This window comes from Geodermatophilus tzadiensis (assembly GCF_003002915.1).
Taxonomy (GTDB): Bacteria; Actinomycetota; Actinomycetes; order Mycobacteriales; family Geodermatophilaceae; genus Geodermatophilus; species Geodermatophilus tzadiensis.
Genome location: NZ_PVTG01000003.1, coordinates 311,127 through 328,079 on the forward strand (window position 1 = coordinate 311,127; position 16,953 = coordinate 328,079).

A 16,953-nucleotide genomic window follows, 5' to 3' on the forward strand; every position below is an offset into this window, starting at 1 on the left:
TCCGTAGCGCAAGGGGTACCGTCGCGGCGTGCCGGACCGCCGCAGCTACGACGACCCGTGCGGGATCGCACGGGCTCTCGACGTGGTGGGGGAGCGCTGGGCGCTGCTCGTCGTCCGGGAGCTGCTGCTCGGTCCCAAGCGGTACACCGACCTCGCCCGCGGCCTGCCGGGGAGCAGCCCCACGGTGCTCAGCCAGCGCCTGCGCGACCTCGAGGCGGCCGGCCTCGTGACCCGGTCGGGAACCGGGCCGCCCGTGGGCGGCCGGGTGTACGAGCTCACCGACCGCGGGCGCGCGCTCGACGACGTCCTGCTCGCGCTCGGCCGCTGGGGGTCGCGCACCGTCCAGACGTCGGCGGGCGAGCTCGGCACCGACGCGTTCGTGCTGGCCCTGCGCACCACCGTCGACCCGGCCCGGCTCGCGGGCTGGTCCGCGCGGGTGGAGCTCCGGGTGGAGGAACCCGCCGGCACCGACCGGATCGCCCTCACCGTCGGCGACGGGCGGCTGAGCGCGGTCCGCGGCGCGGCCCCGGGTGCCGACGCCTCCCTCGCCGGACCCGCCGCCGTGCTGCGCCCCGTGGCCTTCGGGCGACGCCCCCTCGACGCCGCGCTGGCGGCGGGCGACCTGCGGGTCGACGGCGACGCCGCGGTGGTGCGCCGGCTGCTCGCCGCCGTCGTCCCGCCCGTGCCCGCCTGAACCGAGACCGCCAGACTGGACACCGTGCCCGCCAGCGACGACACGCCCGGCGACCTCCCGGTCACCGGCTCCCTCGTCGTCCCGGCCGGCGCGCTGTCGTGGCGGTTCTCCCGCTCGTCGGGACCGGGCGGGCAGGGCGTGAACACCGCCGACTCGCGGGTCGAGCTGTCGGTGTCCCCCCTGGAGCTGCCGGGCCTGAGCGAGGCGCAGCGGTCGAGGCTGCAGCAGCGGCTGGGCGGCCGGCTCGTCGACGGCGTCCTCACCATCGCCGCGAGCGAGCACCGCCAGCAGCTGCGCAACCGGCAGGCCGCCCGCGAGCGGCTGGCCGCCGTGCTGCGCGCCGCGCTGGCGCCCCCGCCCCCGGCCCGCCGCCGCACGACGCCGACGCGGGGCTCGCAGGAGCGGCGGATCGCGGCGAAGAAGCGCCGGGGGGAGCTCAAGCGCCGGCGCGGCGGCTGGGACTGACCCTCAGACCTCCGGCATCGGGACGCCGGGCTGCCGGACGGCGACCCACAGCGGCAGCTGGCCGTCGGCCGAGCGGGTCGCCGTCGTCACCTCGAAGCCCAGCGCCCGCGCCCAGCGCACCACCGCCCAGGCCGGCGCCACCAGCACCGCGGGCACGCCCTCGTCGTCGCAGCGCCGCAGCGCCGGCTCGAGCACCGCGCCGCCCAGCCCGCGGCGCCGCGACCGCGGCCGGGTGGCCAGCGCGCGCAGCCGCCAGTGCGGCCCGTCGGGCAGGGCCGCGGCGAGCGCGGCGTCGGTGCGGGCGACGGCGTCGGCGCGGTCGGCGTGCAGCCGGGGCAGCTCGCGCTCCAGCGCCGTCGCGACGTCGGGCGGCAGCGGCGCGGCCGCTCCCTCCGGGGCCTCCCACGAGGCGACGGCGTCGACGTCCTCGCTCACCCAGGCGGTGCCGGTGGTCACGCCGCGGTGCGCGTCGAGCTCGGCCAGCCGGGTCAGCCGCTGCGTCCGGCCGTCCACGGGCAGCGCCCAGCGCACCCAGCGCGACTCGGCCAGGGAGACGGTGAGGGTGGCCGCGATCCGGGGGACGTCGCGCGGCTCGGCCGGCCGGACGACGGGGACGCCGATGTGGACCGTCGGGCCCGTCTCGCTGCTGCCCGGCTCGCTCATGGCTGCCATGACACCACGGGTGCCCGGGCCCGGCCGCACCGCCGGCCCGGCCCCGCCGTGAGGTCACCGGAACGCAGGGTTGACGTCGTCGTGGCGGCGGGGAAACCGGGCCGCAGCAGCCTCTACAGGCGTGCCCGCAGCCGTCGTCCCCGGTGCCGTCCCGGCCGGTCCCCGCACGCGGACCACCGAGACCCACTGCCCCTACTGCTCGCTGCAGTGCGGCATGGCGGTGACCGCCGGCGACCGGCCGGCGACCCTGGTCCCGCTGGACTTCCCGACCAACCGCGGTGGGCTGTGCGCCAAGGGCTGGTCGGCGCACGAGCTGCTCGACCACCCGGAGCGGCTGACCCGGCCGCTGGTCCGCGCCGTCCCCGGCGACCGCACCAGTCCGCTGGTCGAGGCTCCCTGGGACGAGGCGCTCGACCGGGTGGTGACCGCGATCGGGCGGACCCAGGCCGAGCACGGCCGCGACGCCGTCGGCTGCTTCGGCGGCGGCGGGCTGACCAACGAGCAGGCCTACCAGTTCGGCCGGTTCGCCCGCGTCGCGCTGCGCACCAGCGCGATCGACTACAACGGCCGGTTCTGCATGTCCTCGGCGGCGGCCGCGGCCACCCGCGCCTTCGGTCTCGACCGCGGGCTGCCCTTCCCGCTGGCCGACGTCGCCGAGGCCGACGTCGTGGTGCTGGTGGGCAGCAACCCCGCCGACACGATGCCTCCCGCGGGGCAGCACCTCGACGCCGGCCGGGCCCGCGGCGCGCTGCACGTCGTCGTCGACCCCCGGCGGACGGCGACCGCCCGCGGCGCGGGCCTGCACCTGCAGCCGCTGCCGGGCACCGACCTGGCGCTGGCCAACGGGCTGCTGCACGTCGCGATCGCCGAGGGGCTGGTCGACGCGGAGTACGTCGCCGCGCGCACCACCGGCTTCGACGCCGTCCGCGACGCCGTGGCCGGCTACTGGCCCGACCGGGTCGAGCGGCTCACCGGCGTGCCGGTGGCCCAGCAGCGGCAGGTCGTGCGGGCGCTCGCCCGCGCGGAGCGCGCGATCGTGCTCACCGCCCGCGGCGCCGAGCAGCACCGCTCCGGCACCGACACCGCGACCGCGTGGCTGAACCTGGCCCTGGCCCTCGGGCTGCCCGGCCGGCCCGGCAGCGGCTGGGGCACCGTCACCGGCCAGGGCAACGGGCAGGGCGGCCGCGAGCACGGGCAGAAGGCCGACCAGCTGCCCGGCTACCGCAGGCTCACCGACCCCGCCGACCGCGCGCACGTCGCCGCGGTCTGGGGTGTCGACCCCGACGACCTGCCGCGGCCGGGCCGCAGCGCCTTCGAGCTGCTCGACGCCCTCGGCACCGACGGCGGTGTCCGCACGCTGCTGGTGCTCGCCTCCAACGTCGCCGTGTCCGCGCCCGACGCCCGCCGGGTGGTCAGCCGGCTGCGCGACCTCGACTTCCTCGCCGTCAGCGACTTCTTCCTCTCCGAGACCGCCGAGCTCGCCGACGTCGTGCTGCCCAGCGCGATGTGGGCCGAGGAGTCGGGGACGATGACCAACCTCGAGGGCCGGGTGATCCGCCGCCGGCGCGCCCTGGACCCGCCCGAGGGCGTCCGCGACGACCTGCAGCTGCTCGCCGAGCTGGCCGAGCGCCTCGGCGTGCGGGGCTTCTCCGCCGACCCCGAGACCGTCTTCGCCGAGCTCCGCCGGGCCAGCGCCGGGGGCACCGCCGACTACTCCGGCATCACCTACGACCGCATCGACGCCGAGCAGGGCGTCTTCTGGCCGTGTCCCGCACCGGGTCACCCGGGGACGCCGCGGCTGTTCACCGAGCGGTTCGCCACCCCCGACGGCCGGGCGCGGTTCGTCGCCGTGCACCACGTCGAGGCCCACGAGCCCCCCGACGAGGAGTACCCGTACGTGCTGACCACCGGCCGGGTGCTCGCGCAGTACCAGTCCGGCACCCAGACCCGGCGGTCGCGCAGCCTGGCGCTGGTCGCGCCCACCCCGCGGGCGGAGATCCACCCCGACCTGGCCCGCCGGCTCGGCGTCGCGCACGACGACGTCGTCGAGCTGGCCACCCGCCGCGGCCGCGCCCGCTTCGCCGCCGCGGTCACCGACGCCATCCGCCCCGACGTCGTCTTCGTGCCCTTCCACTGGGGCGGCGGCTCCAGCGCCAACGCGCTCACCGACCCCGCGCTCGACCCGACCAGCCGGATGCCCGCCTTCAAGGTCTGCGCGGTCGCCGTCACCCGCGTCGGCGGCCCCGCCGAGCGCATCCCGCCGCCGGACGCCGCGGCCCAGCCCGTGCCGCGGCCGCACACCCGACCCCCGTCCCCCGAACCCCGGCACCCGTCCCGGAGCCCGAGGAGGAGCCATCCCGTGAGAAGCAGCCCGAAGTTCCTGCAGGGCGTGTTCCCGCTGACCGGGGAGGGCCTGGCCAAGCCGGGCCCGGTCGACCCGGCGCTGCGCTACCAGGTGCCCGCCGGCGCCACCGCCCAGGCGCTGTACTTCCGCGGCGGCAACTCCACCGGCGAGCTGGTGTACGTGCTGCTCGTCCGCGACGGCGAGCCGGTGCGCTGGTTCCCGATCGGCGCCAGGGGCGACGTGCACGTGCCCCTGCGGGTGGTCGAGGACCTGCCCGGTGGCTGCGTGGTCGAGCTGCACGCCGCCGCGCCCGAGGGCGTCACCGGCGACCTCGTCGTCGACCTGGGCCTGGTGGAGGTCTGATGCGCGTCCTGGGCGGCCGCCCGGAGGGGCTGACCTCCCTCTCGCTGGACGGCGACCTCGACCCCCGCGCCCGCCTCGTCGTCGTGGGCAACGGCATGGCCGGCGCCCGCCTCGTCGAGGAGGTGCTCGAGCGCGGCGGCGGCGAGCAGTTCCGGATCACCGTGTTCGGCGACGAGCCGCACGGCACCTACAACCGGATCATGCTCAGCCCGGTGCTGGCCGGGGAGACGGCCGAGGACGAGATCGTCCTCAACAGCCACGACTGGTACGCCGACAACGGGGTCACCCTGCGCGCCGGCGTCCGGGTCGAGCGGGTCGACACCGCCGCCAAGGTCGTCCACGCCGCCGACGGCAGCAGCACCGCCTACGACCACCTGGTGCTGGCCACCGGCAGCCACAGCTTCGTCCCGCCGATGGCCGGGGTGCGCACCGACGACGGCGGCCTGCTGCCCGGCGTGTACGGGTTCCGCACCATCGACGAGACCCGCGCGATGCTCGCCGCCACCTCCTGCTGCCGGCGGGCCGTCGTCCTGGGCGGCGGGCTGCTGGGGCTGGAGGCCGCCCGCGCGCTGCAGGGCCACGGGCTCGAGGTCGACCTGGTGCACGCGATGCCCTGGCTGATGAACGCCCAGCTCTCCCGGGAGGCCGGCGCCGTCCTCGAGCGCAGCGTGGCGTCGCTCGGCATCACCGTGCACCTCGACGTGCTGGCCACCGAGGTGCTCGGCGACGGGCACGTCGAGGGCGTGCTGCTCAGGGACGGCCGGCGGCTGGACTGCGACCTGCTCGTCGTCGCCGCCGGCGTCCGCCCGCACACCGACGTCGCCGTCCGCTCCGGGCTGGAGGTCGAGCGCGGCGTCGTCGTCGACGACCAGCTGCGCACCGACGACCCCGACGTCTACGCCATCGGCGAGTGCGCCCAGCACCGCGGCGCGGTGTACGGCCTGGTCGCGCCCGCCTGGGAGCACGCGCGGGTGCTCGCCGACGTGCTCACCGGCACCGACCCGACGGCGGAGTACCACGGCAGCCGGACGGCGACGAAGCTCAAGGTGGCCGGGGTCGACGTCGCCGTCATGGGCGTGAGCACCCCCGAGCGGGACTCCGACGAGGTCCTGGTCATCTCCGAGCCGAAGCGGGGCGTGCACCTGTCGGTGGTCGTGCGCGACGACCGGCTGGTCGGCGCCACCCTGCTCGGCGACACCCGCAAGGTCGCCTACCTGACCCAGGCCTTCGACCGCGGCACCGCGCTGCCCGAGGAGCGCATCCGGCTGCTGGTCGACCTCTCCGACGGCCGGGAGGAGGTCGGCGTCGCGGACCTGCCGGCCGACTCCCAGGTGTGCAACTGCAACGGGGTCACCAAGGGCGCCATCTGCGGCGCGGTCGCCGACGGCTGCGGCAGCGTCGGCGCGGTCATGGACCGCACCCGCGCCGGCAAGGGCTGCGGCTCGTGCAAGGCGCTGGTCAAGCAGGTCGTGGAGTGGGCCGCCGACGGCGACGTCGCCGAGGACCCCGCCGCCGCGTACTACGTGCCCGGCGTCCCGCTGGCCAAGCCCGCGCTGGTCGCGGCGATCCGCGAGCGGGAGCTGCGCAGCGTGTCGGCCGTGTTCGCCGCGCTCGCCCCCGGCGGCAGGGAGGACGCCCGGTCGAAGATGGGCCTGGCCTCGCTGCTCAAGACGGTCTGGGGCACCGACCTCGTCCGGGAGAAGGACGCCGAGTTCGTCAACGACCGCGTGCACGCCAACATCCAGCGCGACGGCACGTTCTCCGTCGTCCCGCAGATGAAGGGCGGGGTGACGACGCCGGCGCAGCTGCGGCGGATCGCCGACGTCGCCGAGAAGTACGAGGTCCCGATGGTCAAGGTGACCGGCGGGCAGCGGATCGACCTGCTCGGCGTCCGCAAGGAGGACCTCCCCGCCGTGTGGGCCGACCTCGGCATGCCGTCGGGGTACGCCTACGGCAAGAGCATGCGCACGGTGAAGACCTGCGTGGGCAGCGACTTCTGCCGCTTCGGCCTCGACGACTCCACCCAGCTGGGCATCGACCTGGAGACCCGCTTCCAGGGCATCGAGAGCCCGGCGAAGATCAAGATGGCCGTGGTCGGCTGCCCGCGCAACTGCGCCGAGGCCTACGTCAAGGACGTCGGCGTGGTCGCCGTGGGCAGCGGCCGGTGGGAGGTGTACGTCGGCGGTGCCGCCGGGGCCACCGTGCGCAAGGGCGACCTGCTGGCCACCGTCGGCTCCCCGCAGGAGGTGCTCACGCTGGTGGGCCGGTTCCTGCAGTACTACCGCGAGCACGCGAACTGGCTGGAGCGGACCTACGACTTCGTGCCGCGGGTGGGACTGGAGCGGGTCCGGTCGGTGGTGGTGGACGACGCCGAGGGCATCGGCGCCGACCTCGACGCCGGCATGCAGCGCTCGATCGACGCCTACACCGACCCGTGGGGCCAGGACGGGCGCGAGCCGGCGACCCCCGGCCAGTTCCGGGCAGCGCTGCCGCTGCTCCCGCTGCCGCTGGTGCCGGTCCGATGAGCGTCACCGACACGCGGCTCGAGGCGCCCACCGGCGTCCGGGCGCACACGGTCGGCCGCGCGGAGGACGTGCCGCCGGGGGAGGGCCGGGCGTTCGTCGCCGGCGGGGTGCAGGTCGCCGTCTTCCGGCTGCGCGACGGCTCGCTGCACGCCACCCAGGCCGCCTGCCCGCACGCCGGCGGCCCGCTCGCCGACGGGCAGACCGACCCCGACGTGCTGGTCTGCCCGCTGCACCTCTACGGCTTCCGGTGGACCGACGGCAGCTCCACCGCCGGCGTGCCCCCGGTGACGCGGTACCCGGTGCGCGAGGTCGACGGGCTGCTCGTCGTCGAGACCTGAGCGCCGTGTGCACGCAGCGCGGTCCGGGACCTCCCTGGTCCGCGTCGCGTGCACACATCGCGGTCGGCGTGTCCGCGGACGCCGGACAGGCCGGCGGCCCGGCACGAGCGACGTCGTCCTAGTCCTGGGCGGCGAGCAGCAGCGCGGCGAGCGGCTCGGCGGCGGCCACGAGCTCGTCGAGCTCGTCGGGCTCGAGGGCCTCGTAGGGCCTGGCCGCGAGGTCGTCGGTGAGCGCCTCGACCCGCTGCCTGACGGCCCGACCCCGTCCGCTCAGCCAGCCGTCGTCCCCGACGAGGCCGCGGTCGCGCATCCCGTCGACCACGGCGGCGAGCTGGGCTGCCGGGAGGTGGTGGAGGCGGCCGAACCCCTCCGCCGGGAGGCCCGTGTCGAGGGCGAGGAGGACGTGGGCCTCGAGCCCGCCCACGCCCTCGACCATCAGGGCCGCGATGTGCCCGTCGCCACGGTGCTCGCGCAGGAGGGACGCCGCGTGGAAGAGGCGGGCTCCCGCGTCGTCGGGGACCGGGATCGCGCGGAGCGCGGCGTACATGGGCCGGCCCTCGACCGGGGCACTGGTCGCCGCCGTGGTCAGCAGGTCGGCGGCGCGGGCGAAGGCGGGGGACTCGACGCGGTCGCCGAGGACCCGACGCAGCGCCTTCACGCAGCCCGACCGGCGAGCTGCGATGGCCGCTCCCGGCGTGGTGGTCCGCCACACCCCCGGGATGTGGCGGGCCACCTCGCCCGGGGCGAAGTTGTAGAAGAGCGCGTCCACCACCTCCGCCGGGACGAGCCCCAGGGGTGCCGCCCGCCCGGCGAAGTAGGTGTCCCAGTAGTCGGTGAACCCCAGGGCGAACATCGCCTCGTTGGGTTCGTCGGCCGAGTACGGGATGACACCGATCGGCTCGACGAGCTCGAACATCCGGCGAGCGAGCAGGTTCATCGGCTGGTCCTCCACGTGCGAGCTCCTGACCGTCGCCGGCCGACGCGCGGCCCGCGCCACGCTCGTGCGTAGACGCCGCGGACTGCCCCGACTCATCGGTGCGATCGGCGACTCGGAGGACGACCACCGCTAGTCCTCGATGACGTCGAGGCCCTGCTCCCGCAGCCGGGCCAGGCCGGCCAGCATCCCCTCGAGCGCCTCCGAAGCGTGCCCCTCCCAGTCCTCGACCTCCCCGACGACGCGCAGCGGCGAGCGGGTGCGGTAGGACCTCGTGGGGTTGCCCGGGAACCGCTTGTCGGTCACGTTCGGGTCGTCCTCGAAGGGCCCGAGGGGCTCCACGACGTAGACGTGCCCCCGCTCCTCGCTCCCGGCCAGCGCGGTCGCCAGCTCCGCTCCCCAGGCGGCGGTGTCGACCAGCGCCGAGAAGTAGACGTGGTCCACCACCCGGCCGGCCTGGAAGTTCGACCCGCGGCCGGGGACCAGCTCGTCGCCCACGGCGAGGGCGGCCCTCGTCCCGTGGAAGAACGGCCCCGTCACGTGGGCGTAGTGGTCGTAGGTCACCGGGTCGCGGGCGCCGTCGTCCACACCGGTCATGGTGCCCGCCCGGTCCCGGACCCGAGGGGAGGGCTCAGGCGGGGCGCGTCTCGAGCACGTGCACGCCGGCGTCGGTCGGCACGTCGCGCGTGAGCCGCAGCCCCGCCGCCGTGCACAGGGCGGCGTACTCGGCTGCGGTGCGCTCGCGGCCGTGCAGCAGCAGGAGCATGTACAGGTCCATGCGCACCGCGGCCGGGTCGTCGGCAGCCCGCTCGGGCAGCACCGCCTCCACCACGAGCAGCACCGAGTCCGGCCGCATGGCCGCCCGGCAGGTGCACAGCACGCGCACCGCGGCGTCGTCGTCCCAGTCGTGCAGGACGCGGGAGAGCAGGTAGGCGTCGGCACCGGCGGGGACCTCGGCGAAGAAGTCGCCGCCCACGGCCGGGAGGTCGCTGTCGGCGACGACCTCGGGCAGGTCGAAGAGCACGACGTCGGAGCCCGGGAGGCCGTCGCGGACCGTGCGCAGCAGCGTCCCGCGGCCCCCGCCGACGTCCACCACCGAGGAGCAGCCGGTCAGGTCGTAGGCGGCGACGACCGCGCCGGCCTCGCGCGCCGACCGGTCGGCCATCGCCGCCTGGAAGGTCGCCAGCCGGGACGCGTCGGCCGACAGGTGCGCGAAGAACGGGAGGCCGTGGACCGTCTCGTACGGCGTCCCGCCGTCCCGCACCGCCGTCGGCAGCCCGGCGGCCGCGCCGAAGTACAGCTCCCCGCGTGTGGACACCCAGTCGCGCAGCGAGCCGGGCACCCCGGTGCGCAGCAGCCGGCCGGTGTCGGTCAGGGCGAACCGGCCGTCCCCGGTCTCGGCGAGCACGTCCTCGGCGGCCAGCCCGCGCAGCACCCGGTGCAGCGGGCCGGGCCGCGCGCCGAGCTCGCCCGCCAGGTCGACGGCGTCACGCGGCCCCCTGGCCAGCGCGTCGGGCACGCCCAGGGCGACGGCGGTGTGCAGCAGCTGGGTGACCAGGTAGCCGTCGGCCAGCCGGGCCAGCCGATCGGCGGCGGAGCCGGACACGGCCGCGATGGTCGCACCGCGCCGGAGCCCCGATCAACGGGCCGGTGCGCGGGCTGCTCAGCCGAGGTCGGCCAGCGCGGCGGTGACCGCCTCGTCGCGGACGAAGTCCAGCGCCAGCAGCCGGTGCACCAGCACGCCGCGGCGGGTCGGCCGCAGGTCGGCCGGGCGCAGCCGGGGGAGGGCCGCGCCGCCGGGACGGGGCGAGGCCGGCGGCGGGTCGAGCAGGCCGCGGCGCTGCAGGTCGGTGAGGTCCTCGAGCGCGCCCCACGCCGTCCAGCCGCGCGGGTCCTGCGGCACCGGCGTCATCGGCAGCGGCAGCCGCTCGCGCCGGCCGACGGCGGCCAGCAGCACCAGCTGCCGGCCGGTCAGCTCGCCGGCCAGCCGCAGCCCGCGGTGCACGACGTCGGCGTCCAGGTCGGGGGAGACGGCGGCCTCGGCCAGCAGGTAGCCCAGGTGCCGGACCCGCCACTCCTCGGTCGTGTCCGCGGCCGCCAGCACCACGGCCTCGGCCAGCTCGTCGGCCGGCGCCCGCTCGCCCGGGCCGGGGGCGAGGAAGCCGTCGGCGCGCACCGACCGGCCCTGCGCGGCGCGGGTGACCGACAGCTCGGCGGCGAAGGCCAGGGCCGCACCGGCGCGGCAGCGGCCCCGGCGCGGGACCGGGGCGGGCAGGTCGGCGTCGGCCGCCGTCGCCGTCCGCCGCAGCCACGCGGCGAGCCGGTCGTCGAGGCGCACGCGCGCCGCCGCACCGTCGAACAGCAGCCCGGCCGCCGACCGCGCCATCGAGCCGGCCACCAGCTCGCCGGACTCCACCAGCGCGCGCCCGGGCGCGACCTCCACGTGCTCCACGCCTGGATCATCGTCGTTCCCGGCCCGTCCTGTCGGCCCGGCGCCGGGACCCTCACCACAGCGGGGCAGGGTCGGTGAGCACAACGGAACACGAGGTGCTCCCGACGGCGACGGCGGGGAAACCGCCGCCCGCGACGCTGCTGCGCATGGCCGCCCCCACGCGCACCGCACCGCCCGCCGTCGCCGCGCCCGCCCCGCCGCGCGGTGGGCGGTGGATCGACGACTGGCGCCCGGAGGACCCGGCCTTCTGGGAGTCCACCGGCAAGCGGGTCGCCCGCCGCAACCTCTTCTTCTCCGTGTTCTCCGAGCACGTCGGCTTCTCGATCTGGAGCCTGTGGTCGGTCGTCGTGCTGTTCCTCCCCGAGTCGGTCTACGGCATCGACCCGGCCGGCAAGTTCCTGCTCACCACGCTGCCCACCGCGCTGGGCGCCTTCGTCCGGCTGCCCTACACCTTCGCCGTGGCCCGCTTCGGCGGCCGCACCTGGACCGTCGTCAGCGCCGCCCTGCTGCTGGTCCCGACGATCGCCACGGCCGTCGTCCTCGAGCCCGGCGTCAGCTACACGACGCTGCTGGTCGTCTCCTGCCTGGCCGGGGTCGGCGGCGGCAACTTCGCCAGCTCGATGGCCAACATCAACGCCTTCTACCCCGACCGGCTCAAGGGCTGGGCCCTGGGCCTCAACGCCGGCGGCGGCAACCTCGGCGTCCCGGTCATCCAGCTCGTCGGCCTGCTGGTGCTGGCCACCGCCGGCGTCGAGCACCCACGGGTCGTGCTGCTCGTCTACCTGCCGCTGATCGTCGTCGCCGCCGTCGGCGCGGCCCTGCTCATGGACAACCTGACGACGGCGCGCAACCAGCCGCGGGCGATGCGCGAGGCCACCCGCGAGCCGCACACCTACGTGGTGTCCTTCCTCTACATCGGCACCTTCGGCTCGTTCATCGGGTTCGGCTTCGCCTTCGGCCAGGTGCTGCAGAACCAGTTCGCCGCGGACTTCGCCACCCCGCTGGCCGCGGCGTCGCTGACCTGGCTGGGACCGCTGCTGGGCAGCCTCGTCCGCCCGCTCGGCGGCTCGCTGGCCGACCGCTTCGGCGGCGCCCGGATCACCTGCTGGAACTTCGTGGCGATGGCCGCCGGCGCCGGGGTCGTGTTCACCGCCAGCCAGGTGGGGTCGCTGCCGCTGTTCGTCGTCGGCTTCGTGCTGCTGTTCGTGCTCAGCGGCCTCGGCAACGGCTCGACCTACAAGATGATCCCGGCGATCTTCCGCACCCGGGCCCAGCAGGCGGTCGCCGCGGGGGAGGACGGCGCCGTGGCCGACCGGCGGGCGCTGCGGATGTCCGGGGCGCTCATCGGCATCGCCGGCGCGGTCGGCGCCTTCGGCGGGGTGCTGGTCAACCTGGCCTTCCGCCAGTCGTTCCTCACCACCGGCAGCGGGGACGCCGCCTACCTGGTGTTCATCGCCTTCTACGCCGTCTGCGTCGTCGTCACCTGGGCGGTCTACCTGCGCCCGACCGCCCGCACGGCCGGGGTGTAGGGACCGGGTTCCTCCCGCCCGCACCTTCCCGCCAGATCTGCACGGTGGTGGCCATCGCGGACGCGATGGCCACCACTGTGCAGATCTCGCGCCCGCGCCCCGCGGGTCAGACCGCGAGCCGGTACCCGCGCTTGACCACCGTCTCCACCAGCCCGGGACCGAGCGCGGCGCGCAGCCGGGTCACCGCCATCTCGACGGCGTGGGCGTCCCCGCCGCCGGGCAGCCCGCGCCCCATGTCGGCCTTGGCGACGACGACCCCCGGGCGGGCGGCCAGCGCCCGCAGCACCGCGATCGGGCCGGGCGGCAGCTCCACCAGCCGGCCGTCGAGCACCGCCGCGTGGCCGCGCACCTGCAGCTCGGCGCTCCCCACCCGCAGCACCGGGTCGCGCTCCGGCAGCCGGGCCACCACCTCGCGGGCCAGCGCCCCCAGCCGCGACCGCTCGGGCTGCACGGTGCGGATCCCGGCCGCCTCCAGCGGTGCCGCCGTCACCGGGCCGACCGCCACCGGCAGCACCGGCCCGGACAGCGCGGCCACCACGCCGTCGCGCAGCCCCAGCTCGGCGGCCTCCGACAGCAGGCTCGCCGCCGCCGGCGCGCTGGTGAAGGTCACCGCGTCCACCGCCCCGGCCACGACCGAGCCGACCAGCCGGCGCAGCGGCCCGACGTCCTCCGGCAGCACCCACCGGTACACCGGCACGGTCAGCACCTCGGCACCGGTGGCCCGCAGCGCGGCGACGAAGTCGGGCAGCGGGTCGCCGTGCAGCTGGACGGCGACGCGGCGCCCGGCCAGCGCCCCCTCGGCGCCGGACAGCAGGTGCTCGAGGACCTCGGCCGACGACTCCGACGCCGGCGACCACGCGTCCACCAGCCCGCCGCCGCGGATGGCGCCGCGCGCCTTGGGACCGCGGGCGAGCACCCGGGCGCCGCGCAGGTGCTCCACCAGCGGCAGGTCCCACGCCTCGGCGGCCTCCAGCCACCCGCGGAACCCGACGCCGGTGGTGGCCACGACGAGGTCGACCGGCGCGGCGAGCACCGCCTCGGTGGCCGCGACCAGCTCGGCGTCGTCGGCGAGCGGCACGATCCGGATCGCCGGGGCGTAGACGACGCGGGCACCCCGCCGGTCGAGCAGCGCGCCGAGCTCCTCGCGCCGCCGGGCGGCGGTGACGGCCACCGTGTAGCCGGCCAGCGGGGCCGGGGCGGCTGCCTCGTCGGGGGCGGGGACGGCAGGGGAGGGGTGCACGCCCCCATGGTCCGCGACCGTCGTTGCGGGCGTGTGACGAGCCGCCCCACCAGGTCCGGCGCCCCGCCCAGGACGCTCAGCGCTCGGCCCAGGACGCGACGAGGATGCTCGCGTCGTCCTGCAGCACGCCGTCCTGGTGGTCGAGGACCGCGTGCACCAGCCGGCGGACCGTCTCCGGCGGCGGCTGCCCGGCCGCGGCCGCGCGGGTCAGGAACTCGACCAGCCGCTGCTCGCCGAACCACCGCCCGGCGCTGTCCCGCGCCTCGGTGATGCCGTCGGTGTAGAGCACCAGCCAGTCGCCGGGCTCGAGCACCTCCTCGGCCACCCCGAAGCCGGCGTTCTCGAGACCGAACGGCACCCGTCCGCCCGCGCTCAGCTCCTTGACCACCCGCCCGTCGCGCAGCAGCAGCGGCGGCGGGTGCCCGGCACGCACGTACCGCAGCCGCCCGGAGGTGACGTCGAGCTCGGCCAGCACCCCGGTGACGAAGGCGCTACCGGGGAACGTGGCCTCGATCACCTCGTCGATCGCGCGGGCCTGGTCGTGGATGCCGCGCCCGGCCCGCCGCGTGCTGCGGGCGGCGGCGAGGCTCGCGGCGCTCATCAGACCGGCGCCGAGGCCGTGGCCCATGGCGTCGAGCACGGTCATCCACACGGCGTCCTCGCCGAGCGCGTAGTCGAAGGCGTCCCCGCCGACGTCCGCGCTCGGCTCCAGCAGCCCGGCCAGGACGAAGCTGTCGGTCGCGGCGGTGAGCGGCGGCAGCTGCTGCCACACCAGCTCGGCCGACGGCGACCGCGGGCGGCCGCGCCGGGTGCGCTCCAGGACGTCGCCGTAGACCCCCATCGACGTGACCAGGTGGGCGAGCATCGAGGCCAGCCACCCGCACTGCTCCCGCAGGTCGGGGTCCTCGAGGTCCCGGGCCTCCGCCACCCGCACCTCGAGCACGCCCATCCGGTCGGCGCCGTCCAGCAACGGCACCCACAGGCGGGGGACGCCGCCGGACTCCGAGGGCAGCGGCCGCCCGGTCTGGAAGACCCGGCCGGGCAGGGTGCCGTCGACGGCGACCGGCTCGGTGCGCGCCCGGCCGTCGGGGAGCCGGAGCAGCCACCGCTGCTCGTGGTCGACGACGTGCACGGCGACGTCGACACCGAGGACCCGGCCGGCCCGCGCGCCGAGCGCGCCCAGCCGGTCGGGCGGAGCGGAGCGGGCGGCCTCCAGCAGCTGGAGCAGCGCCGCGAGCAGGCCGGTGGTGGGCCGCGGCGGGCGCAGCGGCCGCGAGTAGGGCACCCGGCGGGCCGCGGAGAGCTCGTCGAGCCGCTCGTTGACCGCGACGGCCAGCAGGTCGCCGTCGACGTCCGGCAGGGTCGCCAGCCCGTCGAGGTAGGCCTCCAGGTCGAACAGGTCGGCGTCGCCGCCCAGCTCGAAGTACCGCAGCCACAGCTGCTCGAGCCCGAGGTCGGCGTGACCGAACGCAGCGCGCAGCTGGATCCGCCGGTCCTCGGCCGTCGTCATCAGCGCAGCCGGCGGACGGCGGAGTCGACCACCGCCCGGGCCGCCTGCCGCAGCGTGCCGGCGTCCCCTCCGGAGCGGGACAGCAGCATGGCCAGCGCCGTCTCCTCGCCGACCCCGTGCCGGGCCATGAGCACGCCCTTCGCGGTGCTCACCACGTCGCGGGCCGCCACCGCCCGCCGCAGGTCGTCGCTGGCCCGTCGCGCCCGCTCGCGCGCGGTCACGTGGGTGACCAGCAGGGCGGCCTGCGCCGCGGACAGGGTGAGCACCTGCGTGTCGTGCGCGGTGAAGACACCCGGACCGCCTCCGTAGACCTTGAGGGCACCGAGCGCGCGGTCCCCGGCCACCAGGGGCGCGCTCAGGGTCGACAGCAGACCCAGGTCGGTGGCCGCGGCTGCCCAGCGGGGCCAGCGGCCGTCGGTGCGCAGGTCGTCGACGCGCACCAGCGTCCGGCCGGCGGCCGCGGCCAGGCACGGGCCCTCGTCGAGCTCGTACTGCAGCGCGTCGGCGCGCTCGACCAGCGGGTCGGTCGCCCCCGACGTCCGCCGGCCGGACCGGTCCACGATCGACACGCCGGCGCCGGTGGCCCCCGGCACGGTCTCGAGGAGCAGCGAGCTGACGAGACCGAGCGCGGCGGCGACGGTCTCCTCGGAGAGCAGCAGGCCCGACACGCGGGCGGAGACGACCGACAGCTCGTCGGCGAGGGGCATGGGTCTGGGGGCGTCGTGGCGCACGGGCACCTCGGGGCGGACGGCCGTGGCGACCCCGTCGATTCGAGGACCCGGCCGGCGGCTCCAGGCTAGTGCCCGATCAGCGGAGGTGGGCCGCGCGCCACCGCGGCACCGTGCCGCCGTCGCCGACCACCAGCCCGCGGCTGGCGAGCAGCCGCACGTGCGCGTCGGTCTCGGTGACGGCGAAGATCCGCATCCGCCGCTCGTACTCCGACCACGGCCGCGACCAGGTCAGGTGCGCCGCCAGGTCCCACGGGGTGCTGCCGGGGTGCTCGCGGACGGCGGCCAGCAGCTCGGCCAGCCGGCGCTCGTGGTGCGCGCGCAGCTCGCGGGTGCGCTCGGCCAGCCCGCGGAAGCGCCACTCGTGGCCGGGCAGCACCTCCTCGACCTCCCGCCCTGCGACCGCCTCCAGCGACCCGAGGTAGTCGCGCAGCGGGTCGGCCGCGCCGCCGGCGTGGGTGGAGATGTTGGGGCTGATCCGCGGCAGCACGTGGTCGCCGGCGAAGAACAGCCCGGTCGCCTCGTCGGCGAAGCACAGGTGGCCGGCGGTGTGCCCCGGCGTGTGGACGGCGCGCAGCGACCAGCCGGGCAGGTCGGCGCGGTCGCCGTCCTCCAGCAGCCGGTCGGGCCGGACCAGCCGTCCCCAGGCGGCGCGCTGCTCGGGGGTGCCGGCGTCACTGCGCGCGTCGTCCTCCGGGGCGCCGAGGGAGACCAGGAAGGCGACCTCGCGCTCGGCGGACTCCTGCGGCGAGGAGTCGGTCATCGAGCGCAGCCCGGTGGCGTCGGCCGGGTGCATCGCCACCCACGCGCCCGACGCCTCGCGCACCCGCCGCGCCAGTCCGACGTGGTCGAAGTGCAGGTGGGTGACCAGCACGCCGCGCACGTCGGCGACGTCCCCGCCGATCGCGGCGAGCCCGGCGCGCAGCGCGTCCCAGCTGTCGTCGGCGTCCCAGCCGGTGTCGACCAGGCCCAGCCCGCCCCCGGCGAGCTCGAGCACGTAGGCGTTCACCCAGCGCAGCGGCCCGCCCATCGGCACCGGCACCGACCACAGGCCCGGGCGCACCGCCTCGACCGGCGGCACCGCGCGCTCCTGCCAGGCCGTCCGCTGGGCGTGCCCGGTCACCTCCACGGCCCGCACTCTGCCAGCCGCGGCCTGGGA

General features: G+C 76.9%; 15 protein-coding genes. 6 read left to right on the forward strand and 9 right to left on the reverse strand.

The features are described 5' to 3' along the window. The first annotated feature begins 28 nt into the window (after positions 1–28). Complete coding sequence (locus tag LY71_RS06745; RefSeq protein ID WP_106276166.1) at positions 29–694, forward strand: winged helix-turn-helix transcriptional regulator; 666 nt, start codon at positions 29–31, stop codon at positions 692–694. A 24-nt stretch (positions 695–718) separates the two neighbouring features. Further along, positions 719–1,159: an alternative ribosome rescue aminoacyl-tRNA hydrolase ArfB gene (gene arfB, locus LY71_RS06750; protein WP_106276167.1), complete on the forward strand. Its 441-nt coding sequence runs from the start codon at positions 719–721 to the stop codon at positions 1,157–1,159. Between the two features lie 3 nt (positions 1,160–1,162). On the opposite strand, the gene LY71_RS06755 is transcribed toward arfB, so the two are convergent. Further along, positions 1,163–1,822 (reverse strand): GNAT family N-acetyltransferase, encoded by a 660-nt coding sequence (locus tag LY71_RS06755; protein WP_106276168.1) that lies wholly within the window; start codon positions 1,820–1,822, stop codon positions 1,163–1,165. Between the two features lie 130 nt (positions 1,823–1,952). Between LY71_RS06755 and LY71_RS06760 the strand changes: the two genes are divergently transcribed. Genes LY71_RS06760 through LY71_RS06770 form a run of 3 tightly spaced genes read left to right on the forward strand, consistent with a single transcriptional unit; the run spans position 1,953 to position 7,401 of the window. Beyond that, the gene (locus LY71_RS06760; RefSeq protein ID WP_245887724.1) at positions 1,953–4,538 is read left to right on the forward strand and encodes a molybdopterin oxidoreductase family protein; all 2,586 of its coding nucleotides are present in this window, start codon (positions 1,953–1,955) and stop codon (positions 4,536–4,538) included. Beyond that, positions 4,538–7,063, forward strand: coding sequence for a nitrite reductase large subunit NirB (nirB, locus tag LY71_RS06765; protein WP_106276169.1), 2,526 nt, complete (start codon positions 4,538–4,540; stop codon positions 7,061–7,063). Before LY71_RS06760 ends, nirB begins: the two co-directional genes overlap by 1 nt. Then, positions 7,060–7,401 (forward strand): Rieske (2Fe-2S) protein, encoded by a 342-nt coding sequence (locus LY71_RS06770; protein WP_106276170.1) that lies wholly within the window; start codon positions 7,060–7,062, stop codon positions 7,399–7,401. The genes nirB and LY71_RS06770 overlap by 4 nt, the downstream gene beginning before the upstream one ends. A gap of 118 nt (positions 7,402–7,519) precedes the next feature. On the opposite strand, the gene LY71_RS06775 is transcribed toward LY71_RS06770, so the two are convergent. The 4 genes from LY71_RS06775 to LY71_RS06790 form a co-directional block, all read right to left on the reverse strand. Then, positions 7,520–8,353, reverse strand: a complete 834-nt coding sequence (locus LY71_RS06775) for an SCO6745 family protein (protein WP_211297177.1) — start codon at positions 8,351–8,353, stop codon at positions 7,520–7,522. A 114-nt stretch (positions 8,354–8,467) separates the two neighbouring features. Further along, entirely contained in the window at positions 8,468–8,923 is a 456-nt protein-coding gene (arr, locus tag LY71_RS06780) for an NAD(+)--rifampin ADP-ribosyltransferase (protein WP_245887725.1), read from the reverse strand. Between the two features lie 43 nt (positions 8,924–8,966). Beyond that, complete coding sequence (locus tag LY71_RS06785) at positions 8,967–9,941, reverse strand: methyltransferase (protein ID WP_106276172.1); 975 nt, start codon at positions 9,939–9,941, stop codon at positions 8,967–8,969. A gap of 57 nt (positions 9,942–9,998) precedes the next feature. Continuing rightward, the gene (locus tag LY71_RS06790) at positions 9,999–10,787 is read right to left on the reverse strand and encodes a hypothetical protein (RefSeq protein WP_106276173.1); all 789 of its coding nucleotides are present in this window, start codon (positions 10,785–10,787) and stop codon (positions 9,999–10,001) included. A 146-nt stretch (positions 10,788–10,933) separates the two neighbouring features. Here LY71_RS06790 and LY71_RS06795 point away from each other — a divergent pair, with 146 nt between their 5' ends. Next, positions 10,934–12,316: an MFS transporter gene (locus LY71_RS06795; protein ID WP_106276245.1), complete on the forward strand. Its 1,383-nt coding sequence runs from the start codon at positions 10,934–10,936 to the stop codon at positions 12,314–12,316. A 106-nt stretch (positions 12,317–12,422) separates the two neighbouring features. Here LY71_RS06795 and LY71_RS06800 read toward each other — a convergent pair whose 3' ends face one another. From LY71_RS06800 to LY71_RS06815, 4 genes are all read right to left on the reverse strand, one after another. Further along, positions 12,423–13,556, reverse strand: a complete 1,134-nt coding sequence (locus LY71_RS06800; RefSeq protein WP_106276174.1) for a uroporphyrinogen-III synthase — start codon at positions 13,554–13,556, stop codon at positions 12,423–12,425. A 76-nt stretch (positions 13,557–13,632) separates the two neighbouring features. Continuing rightward, the gene (locus LY71_RS06805; RefSeq protein WP_106276175.1) at positions 13,633–15,066 is read right to left on the reverse strand and encodes a PP2C family protein-serine/threonine phosphatase; all 1,434 of its coding nucleotides are present in this window, start codon (positions 15,064–15,066) and stop codon (positions 13,633–13,635) included. After that, positions 15,066–15,773: a GAF and ANTAR domain-containing protein gene (locus LY71_RS06810; protein WP_106276176.1), complete on the reverse strand. Its 708-nt coding sequence runs from the start codon at positions 15,771–15,773 to the stop codon at positions 15,066–15,068. Before LY71_RS06810 ends, LY71_RS06805 begins: the two co-directional genes overlap by 1 nt. Positions 15,774–15,873: 100 nt before the next feature. Continuing rightward, complete coding sequence (locus tag LY71_RS06815) at positions 15,874–16,923, reverse strand: MBL fold metallo-hydrolase (protein WP_211297178.1); 1,050 nt, start codon at positions 16,921–16,923, stop codon at positions 15,874–15,876. Between the last annotated feature and the right edge of the window lie 30 nt (positions 16,924–16,953).

Excerpts from the sequence above, each read along its gene's own strand:
- LY71_RS06810 (WP_106276176.1), bottom strand. The coding sequence starts at position 15,773 with ATGCCCCTCGCCGACGAGCTGTCGGTCGTCTCCGCCCGCGTGTCGGGC.
- nirB (WP_106276169.1), top strand. The coding sequence starts at position 4,538 with ATGCGCGTCCTGGGCGGCCGCCCGGAGGGGCTGACCTCCCTCTCGCTG.
- LY71_RS06795 (WP_106276245.1), top strand. The coding sequence starts at position 10,934 with ATGGCCGCCCCCACGCGCACCGCACCGCCCGCCGTCGCCGCGCCCGCC.
- LY71_RS06755 (WP_106276168.1), bottom strand. The coding sequence starts at position 1,822 with ATGAGCGAGCCGGGCAGCAGCGAGACGGGCCCGACGGTCCACATCGGC.
- LY71_RS06805 (WP_106276175.1), bottom strand. The coding sequence starts at position 15,066 with ATGACGACGGCCGAGGACCGGCGGATCCAGCTGCGCGCTGCGTTCGGT.
- LY71_RS06770 (WP_106276170.1), top strand. The coding sequence starts at position 7,060 with ATGAGCGTCACCGACACGCGGCTCGAGGCGCCCACCGGCGTCCGGGCG.